The following is a 655-nucleotide window of genomic DNA, read 5'->3' on the forward strand; positions in this document are numbered from 1 at the left end:
GTGCGCTCGTCGGGAAGCCTTGCAAACACTTCGTAGATGTCGGCTTCGCGATCGCCGACCACCGTCATCTGCGGCGTGTCGGTCAGCGCCTGGCATGCCGCCTTGGCGGTACCGATCCATTTGTAGCTTTCCTTGTCTTCGATTGGCAGCGCCTGGTAGTCATCCGCCTTCTTTGCCTGGCGCCGCCAGATCGTGGCGCCTGCAAGGCCAAGGACCGAGCCGTTCACGGCATCCACGGCCAGCGCCGGATGTACGAACAGCCCGATATCCTTGCCATTGCCGGCACGACCGAGACCGCGCTTGCGCGAAGCCTTGGCTTCATAGTTTATCTCGCTGCTGTCCTCGATGATCAGCACGTGGCGGCCGGCGGCCACTTCGCTGGTTCGCGCCGCCGCCGTGCGGATGATCTCTTGCTTGCTCACGTGGCGATTGCGAAACAGGCGCGTGAACGCGACCTTCTCGGCGCGCGTGTCAGCCAGCCGGCGCATGCCCGCGCTGACACGCGCAAACATGCGCTCCAGAACCATGCTCCCCTTTTTTGCAGGCGCAGGTCGCCGAAGTATCCAAGCAACGAAGCCATCGTCGAAACCTCCAGAATCAACAATGGCAGCTACAGAATCACATACGATTCAACCGCATCAAGCCATTTTCCGGC

General features: G+C 61.5%; 1 pseudogene. It reads right to left on the reverse strand.

Annotated features, from left to right (window positions below):
- Positions 1-512 (reverse strand): annotated as a pseudogene (locus tag NKG99_RS35820) (hypothetical protein); the annotation flags it as partial.
- Between the last annotated feature and the right edge of the window lie 143 nt (positions 513-655).

Origin of the sequence: Mesorhizobium sp. M1409, from assembly GCF_040317535.1 — a bacterium.
Lineage (GTDB): Bacteria > Pseudomonadota > Alphaproteobacteria > Rhizobiales > Rhizobiaceae > Mesorhizobium.